The 19,413-nt window shown below is 59.5% G+C and carries 15 protein-coding genes; 11 read left to right on the forward strand and 4 right to left on the reverse strand.

The window, feature by feature from the left end; all coding sequences use genetic code 11:
* Window positions 1-171: 171 nt before the first annotated feature.
* Together LIO64_RS02585 and LIO64_RS02590 are read left to right on the forward strand one after the other, a co-directional pair.
* Window positions 172-1,077, forward strand: a complete 906-nt coding sequence (locus LIO64_RS02585) for a hypothetical protein (RefSeq protein WP_290547890.1) — start codon at window positions 172-174, stop codon at window positions 1,075-1,077.
* 67 nt (window positions 1,078-1,144) lie between these two features.
* The gene (locus LIO64_RS02590) at window positions 1,145-1,486 is read left to right on the forward strand and encodes a hypothetical protein (RefSeq protein WP_290547891.1); all 342 of its coding nucleotides are present in this window, start codon (window positions 1,145-1,147) and stop codon (window positions 1,484-1,486) included.
* Between the two features lie 121 nt (window positions 1,487-1,607).
* Here LIO64_RS02590 and LIO64_RS02595 read toward each other — a convergent pair whose 3' ends face one another.
* Window positions 1,608-2,483, reverse strand: a complete 876-nt coding sequence (locus LIO64_RS02595) for an alpha/beta hydrolase (RefSeq protein WP_290547892.1) — start codon at window positions 2,481-2,483, stop codon at window positions 1,608-1,610.
* A gap of 65 nt (window positions 2,484-2,548) precedes the next feature.
* Here LIO64_RS02595 and LIO64_RS02600 point away from each other — a divergent pair, with 65 nt between their 5' ends.
* The 9 genes from LIO64_RS02600 to LIO64_RS02640 all read left to right on the forward strand — a co-directional run bounded on the left by LIO64_RS02600 (window position 2,549) and on the right by LIO64_RS02640 (window position 15,531).
* Window positions 2,549-3,481: a hypothetical protein gene (locus LIO64_RS02600; protein ID WP_290547893.1), complete on the forward strand. Its 933-nt coding sequence runs from the start codon at window positions 2,549-2,551 to the stop codon at window positions 3,479-3,481.
* A 48-nt stretch (window positions 3,482-3,529) separates the two neighbouring features.
* Window positions 3,530-4,078, forward strand: a complete 549-nt coding sequence (locus tag LIO64_RS02605) for a DUF308 domain-containing protein (RefSeq protein WP_290547894.1) — start codon at window positions 3,530-3,532, stop codon at window positions 4,076-4,078.
* Between the two features lie 13 nt (window positions 4,079-4,091).
* The gene (locus tag LIO64_RS02610; RefSeq protein WP_290547895.1) at window positions 4,092-4,871 is read left to right on the forward strand and encodes a HesA/MoeB/ThiF family protein; all 780 of its coding nucleotides are present in this window, start codon (window positions 4,092-4,094) and stop codon (window positions 4,869-4,871) included.
* A 36-nt stretch (window positions 4,872-4,907) separates the two neighbouring features.
* On the forward strand, window positions 4,908-5,879 hold the full coding sequence (locus LIO64_RS02615; RefSeq protein WP_290547896.1) for a KpsF/GutQ family sugar-phosphate isomerase: 972 nt from the start codon (window positions 4,908-4,910) through the stop codon (window positions 5,877-5,879).
* Window positions 5,880-5,993: 114 nt separating this feature from the next.
* On the forward strand, window positions 5,994-6,779 hold the full coding sequence (locus LIO64_RS02620; RefSeq protein WP_290547897.1) for a YdjY domain-containing protein: 786 nt from the start codon (window positions 5,994-5,996) through the stop codon (window positions 6,777-6,779).
* A gap of 7 nt (window positions 6,780-6,786) precedes the next feature.
* Window positions 6,787-7,965, forward strand: a complete 1,179-nt coding sequence (locus LIO64_RS02625) for a prenyltransferase/squalene oxidase repeat-containing protein (RefSeq protein ID WP_290547898.1) — start codon at window positions 6,787-6,789, stop codon at window positions 7,963-7,965.
* A gap of 127 nt (window positions 7,966-8,092) precedes the next feature.
* Complete coding sequence (locus tag LIO64_RS02630; RefSeq protein WP_290547899.1) at window positions 8,093-8,557, forward strand: DoxX family protein; 465 nt, start codon at window positions 8,093-8,095, stop codon at window positions 8,555-8,557.
* Between the two features lie 130 nt (window positions 8,558-8,687).
* The gene (gene cysE, locus LIO64_RS02635; protein WP_290547900.1) at window positions 8,688-9,515 is read left to right on the forward strand and encodes a serine O-acetyltransferase; all 828 of its coding nucleotides are present in this window, start codon (window positions 8,688-8,690) and stop codon (window positions 9,513-9,515) included.
* 310 nt (window positions 9,516-9,825) lie between these two features.
* A complete protein-coding gene (locus LIO64_RS02640) occupies window positions 9,826-15,531 on the forward strand; it encodes an autotransporter domain-containing protein (protein ID WP_290547901.1) in 5,706 nt (1,901 codons plus the stop codon).
* An 80-nt stretch (window positions 15,532-15,611) separates the two neighbouring features.
* Here LIO64_RS02640 and LIO64_RS02645 read toward each other — a convergent pair whose 3' ends face one another.
* The 3 genes from LIO64_RS02645 to LIO64_RS02655 form a co-directional block, all read right to left on the reverse strand.
* Window positions 15,612-16,901 carry a glutamate-5-semialdehyde dehydrogenase gene (locus LIO64_RS02645; protein WP_290547902.1) on the reverse strand — a complete coding sequence of 430 codons (1,290 nt, stop codon included), beginning with the start codon at window positions 16,899-16,901 and terminating at the stop codon, window positions 15,612-15,614.
* Window positions 16,898-17,665, reverse strand: a complete 768-nt coding sequence (proB, locus tag LIO64_RS02650) for a glutamate 5-kinase (protein WP_290547903.1) — start codon at window positions 17,663-17,665, stop codon at window positions 16,898-16,900. Before proB ends, LIO64_RS02645 begins: the two co-directional genes overlap by 4 nt.
* Before the next feature lie 256 nt (window positions 17,666-17,921).
* Window positions 17,922-19,370, reverse strand: coding sequence for a catalase (locus tag LIO64_RS02655; RefSeq protein ID WP_290547904.1), 1,449 nt, complete (start codon window positions 19,368-19,370; stop codon window positions 17,922-17,924).
* Between the last annotated feature and the right edge of the window lie 43 nt (window positions 19,371-19,413).

Raw genomic sequence — 19,413 nt, forward strand, 5'->3', positions numbered from 1 at the left:
CGGATTATCAATCCGTTTTTCATATGAAAAAAGAAGGGAGACGGAACGGAAAAGTCATTTTTTGTTCATTTCCACCCAGTCCCAGGATGTCGCTATAACAGCGGAATAATTTTGCTCGCCTCCATGAGGCCTCCCTGTCATCATCTCTCCGTGAACATCTTGTGGTCCATCATGATTTCCGCGCTCCTCCCGGCGTTCTGCTGGAAAGTTGCGGCCTCCGGAAACGCTCCGGCACAAGCCGTTCCGGCGGAAAAAGCCATGGAGCCCAAACAGGCCATTGAACAATTCCTGGGCCTGACCGCCATCTGGATGCTGGAAATGGAATGGACGCACGCCTATGTCAACAAGACGCCCAAGGCGGAGGACTTCCGTAACGCCATGCTGGCCGCGGGCCTCCGGCAATGCCCTGCGGATTTTCAGGAAGCATGGCTCCGGCAGGCGGCCAAACCGGGCCGCAACTATGCAGCTCCCGTTCTGCGCAAATACGGCGTCAGCCTGAAGGACCTCCGGGAACGGCTCCAGGGCAAGCTGTTCAAGATCAATCCCCGGGTGCATCCGCCCATCCCCCTTTACGACGAGGATGAAAAAATCCCCCGCATGGACCCGCGCGCCTGCGGAGACCCCAAGGCCATTTTGGAAGCCCTGGCCGTTCTCCGCGCCCAGGTCATGGGCCTTACCCCGGACCAACTGGCCCAGGCCCGGCAATCCATCGAACGGGTCATGCTGGAATTCACGCTCGCCTACATGGAAACCGTCATCTGCATGAACAGCGGAGGCATCCGTGAAAGCCAGGTAAAAGAACTATTCGCCCCCATCAGGACGGAGGGATGCCCGGAAGACTTCCGGCGCGCCTGGCAGCACGACCTGCCCTTCTTCCTCAAGGGCCATTTCACGGGACCTGAACTGACCCTCTCCCCCGTCTGCAAGAAATACGGCGCCAATGAACAGGAATTGTTCCTCAAGGTCCGCAGCAAGATGAAGGAATGGGACATCCAGTCCCCCACGCCGCAGACGCAGGCCGCCTTCCGCAGGGACATGCAGGAAATCCGGGAAAACATGCTGGGCGGCCGGAAATAAAACCGCCTCTCCCCGGACCATGGGGGACGGGACGCCTTGCAGCATATGAAACTATGAGAACAAAAAAATGTTTTTTAAGTTCATCAATAGTGATGTTTCCGAATCTCCCGAGATTTGCTGGAAAGCGGAATGTCTGGTCTATGGCTTCCTTGTAGACGAATGTTATTCGTCTAACAGCACTAAAACCTTTGAATCATTCCATGAAGAGGCTATCCGTTTTGCTGACGAATTGTCATCCCGGAATGAAGAGGGCGCGGAAGTTCTTAAAAATGGTATTGACTGGCTGAATGTTTTTAACAGCTATACCCGCTTCATGGAGACGGAAAACGATCTTTCTCCAGAGCATTATTTCTGTTGTGACAAAGACAAGGTGATAAAGTGGATGAAGGAAATGAAAGACCATCCATAAAGCCGTTTCCCATTCGTTTTTACTCAGCCGAAAAACGGAAAGGCCCATCTGCCGCTGAACGGAGGACGCACGGAAAAGGGCCGGATAACCCGGAAAACGTTCCGGGATTTCCGCAGCATGTTCAGCCGAGAAGGCCAGCGTCCATGCCCTCGTTATACTCCCAGATGCCCTGCTCCACCATGAAGGAGCTCCAACTGTTGAGCAACTGCTCAAAGTAGGCGGCATTGACATTGAAATGGTAAAACGTGTGGTCAGCCACATCCAGAAGTTCAAACCGGGTCCGGTTCTTCTTTTTCCGCCACAACTCCGTCAGACGCTCGCTGTTGCGCCACGGCAGCAGCCTGTCCCTCCCGCCATGGCTGGCGAACAGGGGCGGCAGTCCCTTCTGCACGCGCCGCAGGGGATTAACGGCATCCCTCTGCTCCGGGGACATCATGCCGGCCAGCTTGAACGCGGAATCCGCCGCAAGGTCACACACGCCGCGGAACAGGGCCACGGCGGCAGGACCGGGGGGAAGGGGAGCCCTTTTGCGGAACAGGGACCAGCGCGCAGGATGGTCCGGAAGAGCCACGTGAAGGGCCATCAGCCCTCCCGCATCACTCCCGGCCACGGTAATGCGGGCCGGATCCAGCCCCAGCAGGGCGGCATTTTCATACACCCAGGCCCAGGCCTCCCGCCCCTCTTCCAGAATATCCATGGGCTCCACTTCATACGCGCCCCGCGTGCGGAACATGGGAATGACACCCACAATGCCCTGCTGGGCAAGGTGAAGCGCCCACGGCACAAAATCTCCCAGGCTCTTGCCTACCCACATGCCTCCGTGAAAAAACAGCACGGAGGGAGCGGAGGCATCCGCATCATGGCCGGGAGGAAAAAAAACGTAGGCCATGAGCTCCTCCCCGTCTGAAAACCGCTTCCATACAAAGCCGGGCTGCTCCAGCAACAGCTTCCTGTACCGGGCCTCCGCCAAATGATCGGCTTCCGTGAACAATTCCATAAGAGCGGCTTCATGATGCAATTGTGTTGCACTCCACGCAAGTTTGATGTCTAAATAATCGTGTAATGACTTTTCGTTCCATTCTCACCATGGCCTGCTGCGCCGTAGCTCTTCTCACTTCCGCCTCCGCCGCCCCCCGGCTTGGAGACGCCAAACTGAGGGACGATCTGGACGTGGCCTACAACACATGGCGCCTGCACCTGCTGCGCGGCAACTACGACGGCTGGAGGGCCACCACCTCCGCCTACCGCCAGGTGAAAGTACGCAATCTGGCCGTCTCTGAAAAACGTCCCTTCCCCGCCTCCCTGTTCCAGCAGCCCATGGCTCCGCCCGCGCTCGCCCCGCTGATGTACGTGGGCTCCGTGATAGACGGCCCGACGGCCGCCGCCACCTACTACGGCAAGGTGGACCTGGGGCTGGGCCAGGAGCCTACGGATGCAAACGCCCTGGTCCTGCTGTTCACTTATGAAAACGGCAAATGGAAATATGACCAGGCCCGCTTTTTTAACCTCAGCCGCCTGCCTGCCGTCAAGGAGCGCCTCAAGCGCGGAGACGCCACCGTCCTGATGGAGCAGGACGGCTTCCAGCCCCTTGGAAAAATTCCGGCCGTGCCGCCTGTCTGCCCGGCGCCCAGATACATCGCAAAAATCCTGGTGGACTGCCCCGGCCGCACCGTCAAGGCGAACGTCAATAACGTTTCCCCCCATGAATTTGACAACACACGCATGGCGGAAATCATCTCCGGCGGCCTGAGAGACGGCACCAATTCCCTCACGCTGAATTTCTCCGACAGCCCGAACGGCAAAAAAGGCGCCGTCCTCGTGGAAGTCTACATCATGCCGGAAATCCCGGGACACCTGCCCGCACGGGCTTTCTCCTACTTTGTTCCCCCCCAGGCCCATCCCCAAAGCGGCCCCGTTCTGATCAACGTCACGCCGGAGCTGCTCAAGACCATGGACCCGAAAAACACACTCCGGCAGACAAACGCCAATAAATAAAATCGTCATTCTTCAACGTTTCTACCGCGGGTCCGGTCATACCGCCATATGACAACTCAACCTCAAGTCAGCAGCTCCGCGGTATCCGGCAACTCATGGTGGATGGGTATCCTTGGCGTCATCGAGCTATTTCTTGGCTTCATCGCCCTGGCCTCTCCCTGGATTGTCGGGGCCAGCTTCATCTGGGTGATCGGCATCATGCTGATGGTCCTGGCCGTCGTCCGGCTGGTACAGGTCTTCACTGTTCCGTCCTCCCGCTGGTGGAACCTGGTGACGGCCATCCTGTACGGCATCGCCGGCTGGTTCCTGTTCAGAGATCCCAATATCTCCCTGGCTATCACCACGCTCATCATCGGGTGGGGACTGGTCATCGCAGCCGTCTTCCAGGGAGCCATCTGGTTCCAGACCCGTTCCCTGGCCGCCAGCGGCTGGCGCCTGTTTAACGTCATCATTACGCTGATTCTGGGCCTCATGGTCATCTTCGGCTGGCCTGAATCCACAGCCTGGTTCATCGGCACCCTGATCGCCGTAGAACTGATCTTCTCCGGCTGGACCCTGCTCCTGTACGCCTTCAGCGGCAACTCCACCCGCCGTTAATCCTGACACTGCAATGCCTCTCACCCAGGAAGAAACCGAACGCTACGCCAGGAATCTTTCCCTTCCGGAACTGGGTGAACAGGGCCAGCAAAAACTCAAACGGGCGCACGTCGCCCTGACGGGCCTCGGGGGGCTTGGCTCCCCCGCGGCCCTTTATCTTGCCGCCGCAGGCGTAGGCAGCCTTACCCTGATTGACCCGGACGAAGTAAGCCTCTCCAACCTCCAGCGGCAAATCCTGCACTCCACGGATGCGGAGGGAACGGCCAAAACCGCCAGCGCCGCCAGGCGCCTGTACGCCCTGAATCCTTCCGTGCACACCATTGCCGTTCACAGGCGCCTCACTCCGGAGAACGCCGTTTCCCTGCTGGAAGGCTGCGACCTTGTTCTGGACGCTTCAGACAATTACGCGGCGCGCTTCGCCATGGCGGACGCCGCCTGCGCCCTCCGCCTCCCGCTGGTGCACGGGGCCGTGAAAGGCTTCATCGGCCAGGTGGCGGTCTTCGTCCCCCATGAAGGAACGGCCTGCTACCGCTGCCTCTTTCCGGCAGGCACGTCCATGCAGGAGAAAGACACCGCCTCCGCCGCCGGCCTCCTGGGCGCGCAGGCAGGCATCATCGGCTGCATCCAGGCCATGGAGGCCCTGAAATACCTGGCAGGCATCCCCTCTCCGCTGGTGGGGGCCATGCTCTCCGCAGACACGCTGCGCATGCGCTTCACCACCGTTCCGCTGACGCCCAATCCCGCGTGCAGGTGCCGGGAAAACAGAGGCGGGGGAGCCGCAATGAAAAATTGACGGCCCAAGGGGCATCTGGCATCATTTCCGCCAGATATGAATCATTTAACACGCGCCAAATCCGTTTTTGAAATGGAGATTGAAGAGTTGCGCGGCGTCCTGTCCCGGCTGGATGACAATTTCAACCAGGCTGTGGACCTCATGTCCCAGGCATTGGACCGCGGCAACAAGATCGTCATCGTCGGCGTAGGCAAATCCGGCAACATCGGAGCCAAAATCGTAGCCACCCTGAACTCCACGGGAACGCCCACCGTTCTGCTGGATTCCCTGAACGCCCTGCACGGGGATCTGGGCATCGTCCAGGACGGGGACGTGTGCATCGCCATGTCCTTCTCCGGAGAAACCACGGAATTGCTGTCCCTGCTCCCCTTCATCAAACGCTTTGAATTGCCCATCATTTCCATGACGGGCAATACGTCCTCCTCCCTGGCAAAATACTCGGACATCGTGCTGGACACGGGCGTTTCCCGGGAGGCCTGCCCGCTGAACCTGGCCCCCACCTCCAGCACCACGGCCATGCTCGTCATGGGAGACGCCCTCGCCATGGCCCTGGTGGAAGCGCGCCACTTCACGGCGCGGGACTTCGCCAAGCGCCACCCCGGCGGTTCCCTGGGCCGCGCCCTCCTTACCAAAGTGAGCGACATCATGCGGCAGGGGGAGGAAATGGCCATCCTGCCGGAAACCGCCTCCGTGAACGACTGCCTGAAGGCCATGACCACCGCCCACACCGGCGCCTGCATCCTGCTTACGGCAGACAACAGGCTAGCCGGCATCTTCACCCACGGCGACTTCGTCAGGGCGTACGGAGCCAACCCCCTCATCGGGGAGCAGCCTGTCAGCGGACTCATGACCCGCAACCCCATCTATGTGAAGGAAGACGACCTGGCCGCCGAAGCAGTGAAGGCCGTCAGCAACCGCCACATTGACGACCTGGTGGTGCTCAACGCGGAAATGGCTCCCGTAGGCATCATTGACCTTCAGGACCTTGCCAGGCTGAAACTGGTCTAAGAACCTCCCCCACCACTCTTTTCAGGCATTCGTGATCCAAAAGTAACAAATCAATCACGAATGCCTTTTTCATTGAACGGAAGCGTTCATTTTCACAATCTAATTTCCATAAACATGTTCCTGAAATTGACGATTGCCCTGCTTGCCTGCTCCTGGGGCCTCACCCACGCGCAGGACGTCTCCACCCCGGCGGAAGATCCGGAAGCCCCAGCACCGGAGGAAACCCCGCGGGAAGTCCCCCTCCCGGACGGCAAGACAGTCCCCAAATTCGAACCCCTGGACGAGCACCGCATCAAGATCGGCAACGTGATCGTCAACCACAAGGAGCGCACCGTCAGCTTCCAGGCGCAAATCAACATGAAGGAGGGGCTTCTGGAATACGTCTGCTGCATGCCGAACGGCAAGCTGCATGAATCCCTGCTGGTGACGGAGGCGGATCCCCTGCACATCAGCCTGGGCATGACGCTGCTCAAATTCCACCGCTTTGAAAAATTCTTCCCGGTGAGGGATGAAAACTTTGAATGGCTTCCCTTCACGGAACCCAAGCCCGCGGATTATGCGGATTCCTACGTGCAGATCGTCATGACTTACACGGAAAACGGCAAGGAACAGAAAAGCGACTTTTCCGACATGGTTGTAAACTCCCAGACCCACAAGGGACTGGACCCCAATGACTGGCTTTATACCAACTCCTTTTTTTACGAAGGCGCCTACCAGGCCAGCCTGAGCGGTGAAGTGATTTCCATCTTCGCCAGCCGCACTTCCCCCATCAACTACATCGGAGACTTCCATGACGGCGTCAACGATACGGGCTGGATTGTCAATCCAAAGAAAAACCTGCCCGTAGGTACGAACGTCACCGTCACCATTTCCCAGAAACCGGTTCAACCCAAGCAATAGCATATTTATGTTCAAATCCGTACTTTCATTAACGCTGGCCGCCGCGCTGGGCACAGCCGCCTTCGGCCAGACCTCCGTGACAGCCGTGCCAGGAGAAGCGGCGGCCGCCAAATACGCCTCCATCAGCCAGGAAATCCTGCGCGCCATTGAAAAAGGGAACGAATACCTGAAGAGCAAGCAAAATCCGGAAGGCTACTGGGCCCAGCCGTCCTACCCGGCCCTGACGGCCCTGGCGGTCACTGCCTACATGCGTGATCCCGCCAACCAGGGCAAGCCCATTCCGGAGTACATCCAGAAAGGATATGACTTCATCCTGAAATCCCAGAAAGAAGACGGCTCCATCTTCAACCGCGGCATGTCCTCCTACAACACGGCCGTGTGCATGATGGCCCTGCTGGCCGCCAACAAGGAGGAATACGCCCCCGCCATCCTCAAGGGCCGCGCCTACCTCATCAAGCAGCAGAACCACTTTGCGCCGGACAACCCCTACAACGGCGGCATCGGCTACGGAGACAAGCAGGCCCCCCCCATTGCAGACCTTTCCAACACCTCCCTGGCGCTGGAAGCCATTTACTACTCCCAAAAACTCGCCAAGGACGGCAAGTACGGGGAACAGCCGGACCTGGACTGGAACGCCGCCACGGAATTCATCAACCGCTGCCAGCAGAACCCCGCTGTGAACAAGGAACCCTGGGTGTCTGACGACAAGTCCCAGCTCGGCGGCTTCGTGTACCGCCCGGGCGTAGCCAGTGCCAAGGACAAGAAAAGCGCCGCGTTTGACAAGGCGGAACCGCCCAAAGCCTACGGCAGCATGACCTATGCGGGCATGCAATCCCTCATTTACGCCAATGTGGACAAGAATGACCCCCGCGTCAAACTGGCCCTCAAATGGCTGGAAAACAGCTATAACCTGGATGAAAACCCCGGCATGGGCGTCCAGGGGCTTTACTACTACTACCAGGCCATGTCCAAGGCTCTCAGCGCCATGGGAATCGACTCCCTGACGCTGGAAGACGGCCGCACGGTGGACTGGCGGGATGAACTGGCCAACAAGCTCATCTCCATCCAGAAGAGTGACGGCTCCTGGGTGAACACCAACAACCGCTGGTGGGAGGCGGACCCCGTTCTCGTCACGGCGTACTGCGTGCTGTCGCTGGAACAGTTATACCATTCCATTCCCCGGTAATCGTCCGGAACAATGAGACTTCAACGGCCGGAAAGGGAGGCAATGTCCTTCTTTTCCGGCCTTTTCCATTCTCCGGAATGAACGCCGCCTGCAAAAAAGAGGTCTTTTCTTCAAGCATTTCAAATCCATGGAGACCATTGATTCCATCACCATGATTGCAGGGGCCTGGGGCCTGCTGGTCCTCCGGCTTACGCTCTCCCTGATCCTGTGGCCCCACGGCGCCCAGAAGGTGCTGGGCTGGTTCGGCGGAGCGGGATGGGATGAAACCTACCAGTCCTTTACGGAAAAAATGGGCATTCCTCCCTTTCTGGCGAAAGTAGCCATGGTCACGGAATTTTTCGCCCCCATCTGCATGGTGCTGGGCCTCTTCACCCGTGTGGCGGCCCTGGCCGTCATGATCATGATGGCCGTCGCCATGACCAAACACATCAAAAACGGCTACTTTGCCAACTGGTCCGGGAAAAAGGCCGGGGAAGGCGTGGAATTCCACCTTCTTTATGCGGGGTCAGCCCTTGCACTGCTGCTGACGGGACCGGGGCCCTGGTCCGTAGATGCCTGGTTCATGAACATTTTCCACGTTATCTTCGGCTAGCGGGCAAATCGTGTGCGGCATTCATAGGACGTACTTTCCTGTTCTCAAACACGTCGCACTCTGGTACTCATAGGGGAGCGGCCTTCCTGACCGGAAATCCGCCCCCTCCTTTTTCAACCTTCCGCCAGCCATGACCAGTCTGAAACGTTCCAAACTCCGGCAGTGCACCAACTGCGAATGCATCATCAACGGGGTATGGGACTGGGTGGTTGAATGCGCCCGCGAGGCGGCGGAAGAAGAACCTGCCATGCGCGGCATTCTGGATGACGTCTGCCTGTCCCGCAATTCCCTAGCTACTTCTATCGCGGCGCGTCTGGCGCGCAAGCTTTCCCGCCGGGACATGCCGCGGGAATTGACTGAACCCCTCATCCGGGAGGCGCTGACGGAGGACCAGAACATCCTCAGCCAGACCGCCCACGACCTGATCGCCATCGTGGACCGGGATCCCGCCTGCCGCACGCCGCTGGAGCCCCTGCTCTTTTACAAGGGGTTTCACGCCATCACCACCTACCGCATCTCCCACTGGCTGTGGCAGCACGGCCGCACGATCATGGCCCTTCAGTTCCAGAGCCTGGCCAGTGAAGTCTTTGCCGTGGACATCCACCCCGCAGCCACTATCGGGTGCGGCATCCTGCTGGACCACGCCACCAGCTTTGTCGTGGGGGAAACCGCCATTATCCGGGACAACGTCTCCATTCTGCATGAAGTCACGCTGGGCGGTACGGGCAAGGAGGAAGGGGACCGGCACCCCATTGTGGAATCCGGCGTCCTGATCGGTGCGGGAGCTAAAATCCTGGGCCGCGTCACCATCGGCACCTGCGCCAAAATTGCCGCCTGCTCCGTCGTCCTGGAAGACGTGCCGCCCCATACTACCGTCGCGGGGGTTCCCGCCGTCATTGTCAATGATTCCATCCCGGACAACCCGGCGCTGGACATGAACCAGTGCCTTTGCAACTAATTCGGGAACGGATTAGGAATCCGCTGATTATCCCAAGAAAACAGTGGAGGCTCTTTCCCCTTGTAAAAATCAGGGGAAAACATGTTTTAAAAAGACCAGACGCATTGCAATGATTTTAATCTCAATGTATTAAAATTCGCAATACCCTAACCTTCAATATTTTGAATTGAGGCCGGATTCCTAATCCGCATAGTGTCAGAGTATGCGTTTACGATTACCTCTGCCATTAAGGTCCGCCCTGCTCGCATGCGGTGCCTTCTTTACCACTGTAGCTTCAGCTTCCGTTTCAGATGGGAATCTCGGCAACGTCATGTATATGGGGGACTCCATTACCCATGGCGTGAACAGCGGCTCCTACCGGTGGGCCCTTCATAAAATTTTCGCGGACAATGGAATCGCCTATACGGAACAAGGCATCAAGGAAGGAAACTATTCCGGAGGGATAGCCTCAGGTTCAGTGTACGGCGGCAGGGTTTTCAACAACATCCATTCCGCTGAAGCCAGCGCCCGCACCTATGAAATTGCCGGACGGCCAAACAGCGGTGGCAATTACGGCCGCTTTTCAAGTTCCAATATCAACAACTGGCTGGGCCTGAGCGACAAAAAGACCAATGGGACAACATACTCGGAGACGAAATTTACCGGAGACAATGCTCCGAATACCTATTTTCTGCTGACGGGAACCAATGACCTCCTGTCCCAGGGCTGGTACAATAACTCAAACAAACTTAAAGAGCTGGAAGAAGACATGACGAATATCGTCACGGCCATGCACACAGCCAACAGCAATGCGGAAATCTTCGTCCTTTCCATCCCGTGCTGGACCCAGCATAGCAACAGCAATTCCGCTGACATACACCAAGCCATAGTCAAGTACAACGAGACCCTGAAAACATGGGGTGAAAACAATAAGGCAAACGGGGTCACCGTTATTGACATCAACACCGGCATAATCGACGTAGCCTCCTCCACCCCGTTTTACGGAGTCCGGTCCATGTTCCACGCCCCCGGAAGCGACGGCCTGCACCCGAACGCCCAGGGCGACTTGCTGATGGCGGGCAATCTGGCCAAGGCCATGGGCTACGCCGGGCGCTCGGCCGGACAGGCCAGGAAGGCAGCCCATGAACTGGGCGTCAACTTCGGCCAGACGCCCGTCATCACCCAGCAGGCGCTGACGGACAAGGGCTTTACCGCCAACAACGTCACCATCTCCAACAATACGATCAATTTCAACAAGTCCGGCAACAGCACCCTGACCTATAACTGGGGCTCCTCTCAGGGCCAGGCCGGCGGATACACGGTGGACTTCACCCTGCGCCTGGGCAACGGAGGCACGGGCGGCTGGGACACCACGAATAACTTTTCCCTGAATCTGGGCAACGGCACGCTGAACATCAATGAAGCGTACATCCAGTGGGGAAGCACCATTCTGTACTCCAAGGACATGTCCGCCAATACGGACTCCATCCGCGTGGCCTACGTGGCAGGGGACAATGCCAACGGACTCAGCGCGGGCTATTACATCTGGCTGGGGGACGTCCTCATCGGAGAAGCGCAAACGGCGGCGGGCGCCAGCTCCTCCGGACTCACCTTCAGCTACTCCGGCACGCTGGATGCCATCCTGTCCAATTTGGCGCTGGACGGTTCCCTCTCCTATGCTCCCTCCTCCAGCGGCATTACGGGGCCGGAATCCATCTATCTGGTCAATGGAAGCTCTTCTTCCGCTCTTAGACCGGGCATGATTGAATGGACCACGGCTCCCGGCGCCACAGCCGTCGCGCCGGCGGGAGCCGACAACACGTACAACACCCGCAACAGCACCAATTCCAACATCGCCACTATCACCGGAACGGGAAGCACCAAGCTTATTTACGCCAACAACGGCGCCTACGGCAGCGCGGCCAGCCGGCAGGACCTGTGGGTGACGCTGGGTGAAGGAATCAGCAGCAATAATGGTTGGATTGGCGGCCATACTTCAGGCGACCTGTACGGTGACATCCACCTGCGCCTGGCGGAAGGGGCCATCGGCAAATCCACCGTGTTCGGCGTCGTCAACGCCGGAACCGTCTACGGGGACATTTATCTGGAATTCTCCTCCTCCACCGGAACCTATGACACTTCCTTCACCTCCGGAGAGGCGGACCGAACCTCCGTGGCGGGATCCTACGCCTCCGCCGTGGACGGGGATATCACCATGGTGTTCAATGATGGCGTGTTCTCCCACCGCATCTTCGGCGGCGTCTACACGGGAGCCAAAACCATCTCCGGCTCCACCTCCCTTTACATCAACGGAGGAACGTTCATGAACGAGATCTATGCCGGGAACAAGACGGAAGGCACCATTTCCCAAGGTACCAGCCTGACCGTCACGGGCACGGACGCCATTCTGGGCAAGGTTGACGGGGAAAACTGGGCATGGACGCTCCTGTGCAGCGGCAACAAGACCAGCGGCACCATCAACGGAGGCACCACCATCACCCTGAAGGACATTGCCGCCACCACCGGAGCGGGGTCCGAACACAAGTTTGACAAATACGCCGGGACGCTTGACGGGAAGGGAGCCGGAGCGGTGAACGGAGACAAGAAGCTCGTCTTTGACCACTACACCACCAGCTTCCTGGGAACGCTCCAGAACTTTGACAAGGTGCAGGTCACCGGCAACTCGGAGCTCACGCTGGACAAGGCGCTGGGCGATACGGTCGCCTCCCTGTCCGTGGATGCTGGCTCCTCCCTGCGGTTCAACCAGGACCAGGGGGCCACGCTGGACATCACCAACAACGGCACCATCCACCTCTCCCACAACCTGACCCTTAAATCCGCGGACTCCGGAACCGGAACCTACCAGGTGGAGGGAGGAACGCTGGACCTGGCCGGGCAGGCCGTCTCCGGGAAAATATCCATCTCCGCGGGGACGCTCGCCAACACGTCCGGACTGGGGAACAAAAGCGTTTCCGTCTCCGGCGTCACGGGCAACATTAACATGGGCGGCCTGGACGGCAGCAAGCTGAACTCCATCAACATGGGCAGCGGCACCGGAACCATCTCCGGCCTGACGGGAAATGCGGACCTGTCCGCCTCCACCACGCAACTGAGGCTTTCGGCCTCCAACATGGGGGCGGACGGCACGGGGCTCATCCAGTTCAATGACGCGGCCGCTTCCAGCCTCACGCTGGGAGAACTCACCCTGACACTGACGGCGGATGCCGTGTCCCAGCTGAACGCTCCGGGAGACTATGCCTTCCACATCACCAACGCTACACTCCATGCAGACCCCAACAACATCAAGTTGAGCGAATACAACGGCATGGCCTGGGACATTTCCCGGACGGAAAACGGCCAGGTGATCATCTCCTTCGGCCAGTTGGACGCCATGGTCATCGACAAGGAAAATGTCAAAAACGTCACCTCCGCCAGCACGCTGGGGGCAACGCCCAGCGTCACGAACAACGGCACGTTGGACATAGACCTGTCCGGGGGGGTTACTCCGGAAGACAAGCAAACCACCATCAACTACCTGGCCGGGACGGAATCCGACGCCGCCGTGAACACGGGAAACGACAGCGGCGTGATCATCACGCTGCTGAATGAAACCTCCGCAGATCCAGACAAACCGGGCAATACCGCTTACGCGGGCTCCATCCAGGGGGCGGCGCAACTGGTCAAGGACGGCGAACAGAAGCTGACCATTGACGGAAAAGTCACTGCCTCCGCGCTGGATGTGCAGCAAGGAGAACTTGTCCTGCAAAACAGAACGGAAAGCTCCATCATTTCCGGAACACTGGACGTGGGGCAGGACGCCAAGCTGACCTTGAATTCCGCCTCCCTGGCCGCCACGGACCTGACAGGTTCCGGCACCATCAAACTCAACGGAGGGGCCCTGCTCACCATCACCAGGGAAACGCTTTCAGACCTGACACTTAGCGCGACCGTCACCGGAACCGGAACCCTGAAGCTGGACAACTGCAACCTGATTCTAGGCACGGGCAGCAATCTGGGTGAAAACGTGCTGCTCCATCTGGGGGGCGGCAGCCTGCGCCTGCAGGACGGCTCCACGATCGCGCTGGAAGGGCTCCACCAGGAGCAGGAAAACGGCGCGCTCCACCTGGGGACGGACGGCCGCCTGGAACTGGCCTCCAGCGACGGAAAAACCTATTCCTTCAAGGGGGACATCTCCGGTACGGGCACCATCACCCACCGGGGCGAGGGCACGCAGATCATCCTTTCCTCCGGGAACGGCCAGGTGGACGTCAGCCATTCCCAGGCGGGGGGACATCTCGTCCTGGGGGACAAGGAGCTTTCCGCGGACGGCTCCATGGCCTACAAGGACATCTCCATCGGCAGTAACGCCCGGGCAGCCTCCGGCCCGGACGCCACGGCGGACCTCTCCCTGATGAACAACACCACGGCCAATACGCTCTCCGTCGCCTCCAACGGCAAGCTGTACCTGGGCGGCAATCCCAACCAGAGAGCCGTGCAGCTGGTGCTCACGGGCAACAACAACGGAGTGGCGGCGAACCTGGCCTCCGGAGCGTCCCTGGACCTTACCGTCAACACGGAAACCATCGCCAGCAGCGCCAACAGCGGCTGGGCAGCCATCCAGGCGAACGACGGCTCCATCCAAATCAACGGGGCGCAACCCTCCATCAACCTCAACATCTACGGCCTCGGCACCGCAGGGGACTGGGCCATCCTGCCCGAATTCACCATCAACGCCCTCTACGCGACCGGCGGACTGGTCACGGACGGCGGAACGAGCTGGACGGAGGACATGGTCAACCTGACCTATGCCGGCTTCGCCAACCTCGTCTATGACATTGACAAAAAAATCTCCGAGGACGGCAAGAGCTTCCAGGTCCACTTCACCAGGCTGGGAGACAGCCCGCTGAAGGAATACGCCGCTACGGACAACCAGAGGGGCGCGGTAGACAGCCTGTGGGCAGTCCTCTCCTCCCCCCAGAATATCAATTCCGGCATGATGGAATTCCTCAATGCCGTGGGGAACGCCCAGGCCGCGGGAAATGCGGGCGCCATTCAATCCGCCCTCTCCTCCTACGCGGGCAGCGGCATTACCGCCCTGCACTCCGCCCAGAAGGGAGCCTTGAAAGACCAGGTGCTCCATCTGCGCAACCGCCTTACCCAGTCGGGAGCCTCCCTGCAATACGTCAATGACGACCTGCCCCGCTTCAACGCCTGGATTGAAGGGGAAGGCGGCTACCGCAAGCTGAATGACCAGGGGGACAAGTCAGGCTACAAGCTCAACTCCTGGGGCGGCACCTTCGGCTTTGACGTCACCTGCAGCGACAGCTTCGTGTGGGGGGCGGCCTTTTCCGCCAGCTACGGAGACCTGGATGCCTATATGGCCAGCGGAAACCTGGATTCCTACTACGGCAACTTGTTCTTCCGCCTCCAGTCCGGACGCTGGGCGCACAACGTCATTCTCACCTACGGATGGAATGACGCCTCCCTGGACCGCACGGCGGGCATGGCGGGGGCCGGCATGTACTCCATGCACGGCAGCACCAGCGGAAGCAGCTACGGCGCATTCTACGAAGGTACCTATGACCTGTACCTGAACGAAAACAAATCCTCCGTCTTCCAGCCCCTGGTCAATGCCTCCATCTACAAGAGCCGCATGGACGGCTTTACGGAATCCGGGGACCTGGGCATGAGCGTGGAGGATATGGACTCCACCTACGGCACGGTAGGACTGGGTGCCAGACTCCGCGGAGAGCTTTCCAGCAACCTGACGGGCCGCGCCTCCATGGGGGAACTGAGGCTGCAGGTGGTCCAGAACCTGGGCGACCGTAAAACGGCGGCATCCCTGGCGCCTAACGGAACGGCGGGAGCCGGGTTCCGGGTTCATGGAAGCGAAGAAGGAAGTACGGGCGTCCAGATCGGCGCGGGCCTCACCATACCGACAGGCTACACGAGTTCCGTCTTCGCGGACGTCAACGCGGACTTCCGCAGCCGTTCCAGCAGCGTCAACGCAAGCCTCGGCTACAGGTTGACCTTCTAAGCAAAACCTCTTCAGTGTGTGTACAACCGGGAGCATCGCGGCCATGCCGCGGTGCTCCCTTTCTCATGATGCGCGCCTGTTCAGGCACGGTCTTCCTGCGGCATGCGGGAGGGGTCTTTCATCTGCCCGCTGCCTTCAATAACGTACTTATAGGAGGTCAGCTCCCGCAGGGCCATCGGGCCGCGGGCATGGAACTTGTCCGTTCCTATGCCTATCTCCGCGCCAAAGCCGAACTCCTCCCCGTCGCTGAAGCGCGTGGAGCAATTGTGGTAAACGCAGGCGCTGTCCACCCGGCGCATGAAATAATCACGGGCCACCCCATCCTCCGTGATAATGGAATCGCTGTGATGGGAACCGTAGCGGTTGATATGCTCCACGGCGTCCCGGACGCCGTCCACCACCTTGACGGACAGAATCAGGTCCTCGTACTCCGTGGACCAATCTTCCTCCGAGGCCTTTACGGCTTCCGGGCCGAACAACGGCCAGCCCCGTTCGCACACGCGGCACTCCACGCCCCGCAGGCGCATGCGTTCCGCCGCCATCGGCAGAAAACGCTCTGCCACGGCGGCATCCACCAGCAGGGTTTCCGCCGCATTGCAGACGCCCGGCCTCTGCGTCTTGGCGTCGTCCAGCACATTGACGGCCATGTTTAAATCCGCCGCGGCATCCACGTACACATGGCAGATACCGTCCAGATGCTTTAAAACAGGCACCCTGGCATACTGCATGACGGTGCGGATCAGCCCCTTCCCTCCCCGTGGAATAATCACGTTCAGGCAGGAGTCCAGCTCACACAGCTGCCGCACCTCGTCACGGCTTCCGGAATCGAGAAGCTGCAGGACGTCCACCGGAACGGAGGATTCCTTCAACGCGCCGCGCAAAACGTCCGCCAGAACCCGGTTGGTGCGCAGGGACTCGCTGCCGCCGCGCAAGATGACCGCATTGCCGGATTTCAGGCACAGGGCGGCGGCGTCACAGGTCACGGTGCCGCGGCTCTCGTAAATAAAGCCAATCACTCCCAAAGGAACACGCACCTGTCTGATATGCAGTCCATTGGGGCGCGTCCATTCCCGGATGCATTCGCCTGCGGGATCAGGCAGTTCCGCCACCTGTTCCATGCCGCGCGCCATGCGTTCCACGCGATCAGGGGTCAGAAGCAGCCTGTCCAGAAACGCGGCATTGCGCCCGGCGTTCCGGGCCTCCTCCATATCCAGGCCATTCTCCTGGAGAATCTTCCCTGCCGCAACGCGCACCCCCGCGGCCATGCGGCGCAAGGCGTCCGTCTTTTCCTCCGGCCCCAGGGCCAGCATCTCCCGGGAGGCCGCCAGCGCGGCCTGTCCCACTGGTTCAAGAGGATTCTCCGCAGTCATCTTCCTTCCTCCCCGGGTACAAAAAACGTTCCGGCGCCTTCCGCTCCGCCTTCCAGCAGCAGGCTGATGCGTTCCGGATGACGGCCATGCATGATGTACGTGCCTATGCCCGCATTCACGGCCTCCCGCACGGCCTGAAGCTTGGCGCTCATGCCGCCCATGGAAAAGCGCCCCTGGTCCTCCTCCGCAAACGCCAGCACGGAGTCCACATCCTCCACACGCGGAATGATGGCCTCACGGCTGCCTCCGGGGGGATACAAGCCGTCCACGCTCGTCAGGATAAACAGGGCGTCCGCTTCCACCAGGCGCGCCATATGGACGGAAAGAATGTCGTTATCTCCAAACTTCAACTCTTCCACGGACACGGTATCGTTCTCATTCACAATGGGAATGATGCCCCCATGCTCAAACAGGCGCATCACCGTAGCCTGCACGTTGGGGCGGCGGCGCTTCAAATCATCCGCCGTCAACAAAAGCTGGGCCACTTCCACATTAAAATGGTTGAAAAGATTCTCGTACGTCTGCATCAGCCGCGTCTGCCCCACGGCCGCGCAGGCTTGCTTGAGGGACAATTCCTGCGGATAGGACGGCAGCCCCAGCACGGACACCCCGGAACCAACCGCCCCGGAACTTACCAGAACCACCTGGTGGCCCTTCTGCATCAGGTCCGCCAGGGCGCTCACCAGATGCACAATGGAAGAGCCGTCCAGCGTTCCGTTCTCACGGGTCAGGACTCCCGTTCCTACTTTAACTACGATTTTCATGCGTTTCTGCCCCCTATGATACAACAGGCGGTTTCCGCACAGAAAGCAGAAAACGCGTTTTTCCTAACCGTTGCCGTTTCTCCCGCCAGCGGGGATGAGCCGGAACCGCCGCAACAACCGGACATTCAGCTACGGGAACACCCCGCATCCCACTTCCCGGCAGACACCGGACAAGGCGCTCCAACACCAAAACCGGGCGGAAGCTTCCATAACAGGGAGCTTCCGCCCGGGAAAAATTCAGGAATCCAGGTATAGCCTACCTCCTGTGCATGCCCAGGGCTTTGGCCACCCCTTCCCCGTATTCGGGGTCGCACTCCATGCAGTGGTCGATGTGGCGCTGCTTGATAAAATCCGGAGCGTCGCCCATGGCCCGGGCGGTATTGCCGTACAGGGCCTCCTTCTGTTCCGGATTCATCAGCCGGAACAGGGCGCGCGGCTGGGAATAATAATCGTCGTCATCTTCATGAAAATCCCAGTGCCAGGCCGCACCGTCCAGCTTAAGCGGAGGTTCGCGGAATTCCGGCTGTTCCTTCCATTCCCCGTAGCTGTTCGGTTCATAGCCCAGCGTGCCTCCCGCGTTGTCGTCCACGCGCATCATGCCGTCCCGGTGGTAGCTGTGGAACGGGCACCGGGGAGCGTTCACGGGAATCTGGTTGTGGTTCACCCCCAGCCTATACCGCTGGGCGTCCCCGTAGGAGAACAGGCGCCCCTGAAGCATCTTGTCCGGGGAAAAGCCGATGCCGGGCACCACGTTGGCCGGATTGAACGCCGCCTGCTCAATCTGGGCGAAATAGTTATCCGGATTCCGGTTGAGTTCCAGCACGCCCACCTCCATGAGGGGATAATCCCCGTGCGGCCACACCTTGGTCAGGTCAAACGGGTTGAAAGGGCATGCCCTGGCCTGCTCCTGCGTCATGACCTGGATGTACATGGTCCAGCGCGGGAAATCCTTCCGTTCAATGCTTTCATACAAATCCCGCTGATGGCTTTCCCGGTCCTTCGCAATGATCGCTTCGGCCTCCGCGTCCGTCAGATTCCTGATGCCCTGCTGGGTTTTCAGGTGGAACTTCACCCACACCCGTTCATGATCCGCATTCAGCATGCTGAATGCATGGCTCCCGAACCCGTGCATGTGGCGGTAGGAGGCCGGAATGCCTCGGTCACTCATGACGACGGTGACCTGGTGGAAGGCTTCCGGAAGGGAAGTCCAGAAATCCCAGTTGTTGCGCGCACTTCTCATATTGGTGCGCGGATCGCGCTTGATGGCGTGGTTCAGGTCCGGGAATTTCAGGGGATCCCGCAGGAAAAAGACGGGCGTGTTATTGCCCACCAGGTCCCAGTTGCCCTCCTCCGTATAAAACTTGATGGCAAAGCCGCGGATGTCGCGCTCCGCGTCCGCCGCACCCCTCTCCCCGGCCACCGTGGAAAAACGCACCAGCAGGTCAGTCGTCTTGCCAATCCGGGAAAATATGGCCGCCTTCGTGTACCGGGTGATGTCACCCATCACGGTAAACGTGCCGAAGGCGCCGGAACCCTTGGCGTGCATGCGCCGTTCCGGAATCACCTCCCGGTCGAAATGGGCCAGCTTTTCCAGAAACCAGACGTCCTGGAGCAGCATGGGGCCGCGCGGGCCGGCCGTGAGCACGTTCTCGTTATCCGGAACGGGTGCTCCGACGGAGGTTGTCAAATTCTTTGGGTCTTTCATGGCATCTTTTATTTAGAATTATTAAAAACTAATTTTTCAATGG

It is taken from the genome of Akkermansia sp. (assembly GCF_020860705.1).
Taxonomy (GTDB): Bacteria; Verrucomicrobiota; Verrucomicrobiia; order Verrucomicrobiales; family Akkermansiaceae; genus Akkermansia.